This window comes from Thermoleptolyngbya sp. C42_A2020_037, assembly GCF_015272455.1.
GTDB lineage: Bacteria > Cyanobacteriota > Cyanobacteriia > Elainellales > Elainellaceae > Thermoleptolyngbya.
The window spans coordinates 98,941-105,214 of sequence record NZ_JACYLP010000040.1 but is presented as its reverse complement, the minus strand read 5'-3'; the positions used below and the strand labels follow the sequence as shown (position 1 = coordinate 105,214).

General features: G+C 57.6%; 6 protein-coding genes. 3 read left to right on the top strand and 3 right to left on the bottom strand.

The window, feature by feature from the left end:
• Positions 1–177 precede the first annotated feature (177 nt).
• Positions 178–966, bottom strand: coding sequence for a TIGR00297 family protein (locus tag IGS16_RS13115; protein WP_297086086.1), 789 nt, complete (start codon positions 964–966; stop codon positions 178–180).
• Positions 967–1,155: 189 nt separating this feature from the next.
• Positions 1,156–1,818, bottom strand: a complete 663-nt coding sequence (locus IGS16_RS13110) for a class I SAM-dependent methyltransferase (RefSeq protein WP_297086085.1) — start codon at positions 1,816–1,818, stop codon at positions 1,156–1,158.
• 228 nt (positions 1,819–2,046) lie between these two features.
• On the opposite strand from IGS16_RS13110, the gene IGS16_RS13105 reads away from it, so the two are divergent.
• On the top strand, positions 2,047–2,466 hold the full coding sequence (locus IGS16_RS13105; RefSeq protein ID WP_297086083.1) for a hypothetical protein: 420 nt from the start codon (positions 2,047–2,049) through the stop codon (positions 2,464–2,466).
• A 94-nt stretch (positions 2,467–2,560) separates the two neighbouring features.
• Positions 2,561–3,910 (top strand): tetratricopeptide repeat protein, encoded by a 1,350-nt coding sequence (locus IGS16_RS13100; RefSeq protein WP_297086082.1) that lies wholly within the window; start codon positions 2,561–2,563, stop codon positions 3,908–3,910.
• Between the two features lie 37 nt (positions 3,911–3,947).
• On the opposite strand, the gene IGS16_RS13095 is transcribed toward IGS16_RS13100, so the two are convergent.
• Positions 3,948–4,550, bottom strand: coding sequence for a hypothetical protein (locus IGS16_RS13095; protein ID WP_297086081.1), 603 nt, complete (start codon positions 4,548–4,550; stop codon positions 3,948–3,950).
• A gap of 322 nt (positions 4,551–4,872) precedes the next feature.
• On the opposite strand from IGS16_RS13095, the gene trxB reads away from it, so the two are divergent.
• Positions 4,873–6,267, top strand: coding sequence for a thioredoxin-disulfide reductase (gene trxB, locus IGS16_RS13090; protein WP_297086080.1), 1,395 nt, complete (start codon positions 4,873–4,875; stop codon positions 6,265–6,267).
• The last annotated feature ends 7 nt before the right edge of the window (positions 6,268–6,274 follow it).

Below are 6,274 nucleotides of genomic sequence, written 5' to 3'. Positions count from 1 at the left end.
AGAACGAAGAGGGAAGAACGAAGAGGGAAGAACGAAGAGGGAAGAACGAAGAGGGTTGGATGGGCGGGGACAGGGCTGACTGTAGTCAGTGGTGGGAATGACAGGCTTGGAGATGGTGGGCCGAAAGTGGGCTGACACAATATTTACGCATATTTGCGCTTCAGGTCTGTTTGCGCTTTAGGCAAGCTGGTGGGCAAGGAAGTAGTAGGCTCCAGCGATCGCAATGGCGGCGATCGCCCCCAAAAATGTATTCACAATATTTACCATCTCGTTGGTGAGCCAGCGGTATTTTGATTGCAGCGTTGCGCCGATCAGGCTTTCCAGATTCGTGGCGATAAATGCAGCGGCAATGCACATGGGAATTTCAATCGGGGCAATCAGGCGCACGCCCCAGCCCAGCGTGGCAATCAGCGCTGCCCCCAGTAGCCCCGCTAGCGTTCCCTCCAGGCTCACTGCGCCCTCGGTTCCCGCCGGAACGGGTTGGAAGTTGGTAATTAAAAACGTGCGGCGGCCGTAGGCTTTGCCGATTTCCGTGGCGGTGGTGTCGGCTAGTTTGGTGGCGATGCTGGCCACATAACCCAGTGCCAGCAGCACGATAATCACCTTCGTCGTTGCCGTGCCAGCGCTGCCCAGAGCGTAAATGCCCAGCGCACAGAGCGTCGCCGTCAGCGCCGACCCCCAGACGTTTTCGGGCCCCCGTGCCCCAGAGCGCTTCTCGGCAATGCCTGCTTCTTCTTTGCGCTGCTTGCCGATGCGAGTGACCGCTGACCCCACCAGGAAGTACGCCACCATGACGACATAGCCGCGCCAGCCCAGCGTGCCAAACAGAATCACCCCCAGGGCCCAGGCGTGAAAAATGCCCGCTGGAGTCAGCAGTTTCTTGGGCAAAACCCAGGCGATCGCCGCCAGCAGGCTATTCAGCCCCAACCCCACCAGCCAGGGCATCCATTCGCTAGAGATGGGCATCGCACCTTCCTCCCAGACGCGGTTTTGTAAGGGGACTCTGGTTTTAGGGTAAGCGATGATTTGAGAAGAGTCATGGAAAAAACGAAAAATGAAGAACGAAGAACGAAAAACAGAACATCCTTCCTTCTTCGTTCTTCCTTCTTCCTTCTTCCCTCTTCCTTCTTCGTTCTTCCCTCTTCCCTCTTCCCTCTATCGCTTCCTGGCCAGCGTCAGCCCGTCCGATACGGGAATCATGCTGAGGGAGACGCGGTTGTCCTGGTGAATTTTGTGGTTAAACTCGCGAATGGCGAGGGTGTTGGGGGATTGGTTGTCGGGGTTGATGACCTCGCCGCCCCAGAGGACGTTATCGACGGCGATCAGCCCGCCGGGGCGCAGGAGTTGGAGCGATCGCTCGTAATAGTTCCAGTAGTTGCCCTTGTCTGCGTCGATAAAGGCAAAGTCGAACGTGCCCGCCTGTCCCTCTGTCAGCAGGCGATCGAGCGTTTCCAGCGCAGGCGCAATATGCAGCGTGATCTTGTGGACCACGCCGGCCTGCTGCCAATAGCGACGGGCGATCGCCGTATAGTCTTCGCTCACGTCGCAGGCGATGACTTGCCCCGCATCAGGTAGCGCCAGCGCCACTGCCAGAGAACTGTAGCCCGTAAACACGCCAATTTCCAGTGTTTTCGTTGCGCCAATGAGCTGCACCAGCAGCGCCAAAAACTGCCCCTGATCGGGCGTGGTCTGCATGAGGCGCTCTGGATGGCGGGCCGTTTCCTCTCGAAGCGATCGCAGCACCTCTGGCTCTCGCAGCGACACCGACAGCAGGTAATCGTGCAGCGGTTCCGACAGTCCCAAGCTTTTGCCTGTCATGGTCTTCAACGGTAGAAGGGCAATTGGATCATAAGATGTTCTGAGAAGGGAGGGGGAAGAGGGAAGAACGAAGAGAGAAGAACGAAGAGAGAAGAACGAAGAGAGAAGAGGCTTCGTTTTTCGTTCTTCATTTTTCATTCTTCGTTTTTCATTCTTCGTTCTTCGTTCTTTAACTTCCCCCCGCCTCCTTCCCTCCCGTTGTGCTTTATTCCTTCAATTAACCTAAAAATGCTCCGTCCCCTCCTTGCGCTCTTCCTTACGTTCCTCCTGACTGCCTGTAGCTCTGTCTCTGGGCCGGGTCGAGATGTGGTGGAGCGGGCGATCGCCCTCCAGTTCAGCCAGACGCAGGAAGACCTGATCCAACTGCTGAATCCTCAGGACCCGACCTTTCCCCCGTTTACCATCAGCAATGTCAAAATCACTGATGAGCAGGGATTGCAAATCGGCAACCTGCGGGGGTTTCGGGTGCGGGGAACTTATGATGTGACGCTGGAGTTTCCGGGGCGAACGGTGACGCAAAAGGCTAACCCGTTTGAGATTTATCTCCAGCGGCAAATTGAGGGCAAAACCTGGCGCTTGGCGCGGCGGCAGGCCAATCCCAAAAATCAGACCGATACGGAAAGTTGGGTGACGCAGTTGGTGTTATAAACAGCCCCGGCGGCTGTCAGTGGCGGCCCTGGCGGGTGAAGGATTCGCCTCAGAATACTGCTCCTGTAAACCTTTGCCTTGTGGAGAAGCGCCCGTGGAACAGCCCGCTCTGGAACAGCCCGCTCTGGAACAGTCTCCTCTGGAACAGTCCGCTCTGGAACAGCCCGCTCTGGAACAGCCCGCTCTGGAACAGCCGCCTCTGAGTTCCGCTGCTCCGCTGGGATCGTCTGACCATCCCGTGCTTCAGCGCTATGGAGTGGCTCTGGAAACCCTAGAAGCCCACGCCGAGCGGCCCAGTGAAGATGTGATTTTGCAGGCGTTGACGGCGCGAGACGCGGTGCAAGCTGCGCTGGATAAAGCACCTGCTGATCCGACAATTCGGGCTGAAATCTATCGGCTGGATCAGCGCTTGAGACAGCAGAGCGGGGCGATCGCCCGTCATCTCGATCTGGCGACCTGGCGCGACAGCCTCAATCCGCCTGCAAGCGCCTGGTGGTGGAATTTTCCCAAGCCGCCCGACCCGCGCGATCGCCTCGACTGGCTCTGGGACGCGCTGACGATTACCACGCTGGCGGCCAGCTTCAGCTTGGTGATGGATATTTCCAGCAAGTTTTTGACGGGGGGCACTGACCTCCTTGGCTCCTTTGTCATCGTGGGACAGAGCGTGCTGACGCTGCTGACTGGGAAAACAGCGCTCACCCAGGCAGGGCAAGAAGCCACCGAACGCAGCCTGGAGCGGCTGGGCGTGCCCTCTCACTATCACCACGAGGCAAAGCTGGGACTCTCGACGGGGCTGCTGCTACTGTTGTTGGGGCTGCACGCCAATCTGCCCCGCATCGCCAGCCTCTACGCCGCTTGGGGCAACGACAATCAAGCTCAGGGCGAAATGACCCGCGCTGAGGAAAACCTGCGGCGATCGCTCGCGCTTAATCCCGACAATCCCCAAACGCGCTATGACCTGGGCACGGTGTATGAAGACGGGCAGAATCCCGAAAAGGCGATCGCCCAATATCGCCTTGCGCTCCAGGGTGGCTTGTCTCAGGCCAGCATCCCGCTCTCTCGGCTGTATATTCTCGATGGGCAATACGACATGGCCGCCAGCGTGCTGATGCAGGGCGAACAAACTGCGTCTGCTGGGGCGACCCCAGAAGGGTCAGATGCGCTTCCCAGTCCAGACTTTACCTACGGCTATCACACGAATCTGGGATGGATTGCGTTCAAACAGGGCCGTCTCGATGAAGCGGCTGCCCATCTGCAAGCGGCGACTCAGCTTGACCCCCAGCGGGCCGCTGCTCACTGCCTGCTGGCTCAGGTGTGGACGGCTCAGGGCAAACCTGCGGTGGCAGAATGGCAAGCCTGTGCTAGCACCGCAGACCGCACGATTCCCGAAGAAAACACCTGGTATATGCAGGCCCAGTCCGCCCTACAGCGGCGAGGTTCCTGAGGTTCAAGCAAGTAGAAAACACCAGCTTAGAGCGGTGTTAGAGCGGTTGCTTCATGGCCTCTAGCAGGGCAGAGAGCGCCTGATCCTCTGAGGCGGTAACCCGGCGATCGAGCATCGACAGGCTGACGGCTTTGGGCAGGGCGATCGCCGCCAAGTCAGCATCCAGCCCCTCCGTCAGTACCTCCAGCGATTGTGGAATCTTTAGCGCTGCGCGAATCCCCAACAGCATGTCTTCTTCGTAGCCTAGCCCGCGCAACTGCGGCAGCACATCCTCCCACACCACCTTGCTATCGGGGCTACCCGCCTGAATCACGTAGGCCAAAAGCCGCTGCAACTTGCCCTGCTGCTGGGGAGTCAGCACGATCGGCTCGGCTGGTTCTGCACCACTGGCCCGCTCGCTCTCCTCCAAATTTTTCAAAATTTGCTCCCAGTCGTGGCTATCACAGGCATCGGGCTTGCCCACCACCAGCGACACTTGAATCTTGTCCGAGGCGGCATCAATCTCTGTAACCCGTGCCTCCACGCCCAAAAAGCCCAACCACTGGGCGATCGTATTCACCAGCGTAGCGCGAGTAGACTGGCTGCTGGCCAAAAGCCGCAGTTGCGTGCGAACCATCGGGCGCACAATCTGTGTCAGCATAGCCTCGATCTCTGGGGAATGAAGAATGAGTGTTGTGAGTAGGATAGCGCAGATCCCATCCGGCAAATGGTGGCCAAGATTCCAGTCCGACGGGGAAACCTAATTTAAAGAACGAAAAACGAAAAACGAAAAACGAAAAACGAAAAATGGAAATTTCCAGGTACCTACCCAACCCTGACCAGATTCTCTTCCCTCTTCGTTCTTCCCTCTTCGTTCTTCGTTCTTCGTTCTTCGTTCTTCCCTCTTCCCCTCAACATCTCTTTACACTCCCAGTATCCTGTGATAAGCTAAGCGTAGTCGTTATGAGTTTATCTATTTCCCTATGGCGAACCCAGCGGTAGAAAATGCGGTAGAGAATGTGGTCATTATTGGCTCCGGCCCAGCGGGCTATACGGCTGCGATCTATGCAGCGCGGGCAAATTTGAAGCCGTTTATGTTTGAAGGGTTTCAGGCCGGCGGGCTGCCCGGTGGACAACTCATGACCACCACCGAAGTCGAGAATTTCCCCGGTTTTCCCAACGGCATCACCGGCCCCAACCTGATGGACAACATGAAGGCGCAGGCGGTGCGCTGGGGTGCGGAATTGGTGACTGAAGACGTGACCTCTGTAGATTTTAGCCAGCGTCCTTTTGTGATTCGCTCAGAGGAGCGCGAAGTGCGGGCCCACACGGTCATCATCTGCACGGGCGCAACCGCAAAGCGGCTCAACCTGCCAGGAGAGAAGGAATATTGGTCACGGGGTATTTCGGCCTGCGCGATCTGTGACGGCGCAACGCCGATTTTCCGAAATGCGGAACTGGTGGTGATCGGCGGCGGCGACTCGGCCGCCGAAGAAGCGGTCTATCTGACCAAGTACGGTTCCCACGTTCACCTGCTGGTGCGCGGCGACAAGATGCGGGCCAGCAAGGCTATGCAAGATCGCGTGCTGCGAAATCCCAAGATTACTGTGCATTGGAACACATCGGCGACTGAAGTGTTTGGCGATGGCAATCTGATGACGGGGATTAAGACTATCAACAACCACACGGGCGAAACGGGCGAAATTGCCGCGAAGGGTCTGTTTTATGCCATTGGTCACACGCCAAATACGTCGCTATTTCGGGGGCAGATTGACCTGGATGGCGTGGGCTACATCGTCACCCATGAAGACGTGAAAACGAATGTGGAAGGCGTGTTTGCGGCGGGCGACGTGCAGGATCACGAATATCGTCAGGCGATTACGGCGGCGGGGACGGGCTGTATGGCGGCGCTGCTGGCGGAGCGCTATCTCTCGGCAAACTCGCTGATTCAGGAGTTCCACCAAACGGAAGCGTCGGAGCGTCCCCACGAAGCCCCTGCCCACAAAACCGAAGAGCAACAGGCTTCGGAATTTGACCTGGCAAATACCCGGCACGAGGGCGGCTACGCGCTGCGGAAGCTGTATCACGAGAGCGATCGCCTGATTGTGGTGATCTACACCTCGCCCACTTGCGGCCCCTGCCACACGTTGAAGCCGATTCTCAGCAAGGTGATCGACGAGTTTGCTGACCAGGTTCACTATGTCATCATTGACATCGAGCAAGACCCTGAAATCGCCGCTAACGCAGGCGTAACGGGAACTCCAACGGTACAGTTTTTCAAAGACAAAGCGCTAGTGGGGCAGATGCTCGGCGTGAAGCAAAAGAGCCAGTATCGGGAAATGATCCAAAAGAATCTGGCGGCTGTGCCCGTGGGGTAGAGGAAGA

What these genes read in the sequence shown, in the direction of transcription:
- IGS16_RS13115 (WP_297086086.1), bottom strand. Translation starts at nt 966, where the DNA reads ATGCCCATCTCTAGCGAATGGATGCCCTGGCTGGTGGGGTTGGGGCTG.
- IGS16_RS13110 (WP_297086085.1), bottom strand. Translation starts at nt 1,818, where the DNA reads ATGACAGGCAAAAGCTTGGGACTGTCGGAACCGCTGCACGATTACCTG.
- IGS16_RS13105 (WP_297086083.1), top strand. Translation starts at nt 2,047, where the DNA reads ATGCTCCGTCCCCTCCTTGCGCTCTTCCTTACGTTCCTCCTGACTGCC.
- IGS16_RS13095 (WP_297086081.1), bottom strand. Translation starts at nt 4,550, where the DNA reads ATGCTGACACAGATTGTGCGCCCGATGGTTCGCACGCAACTGCGGCTT.
- trxB (WP_297086080.1), top strand. Translation starts at nt 4,873, where the DNA reads ATGGCGAACCCAGCGGTAGAAAATGCGGTAGAGAATGTGGTCATTATT.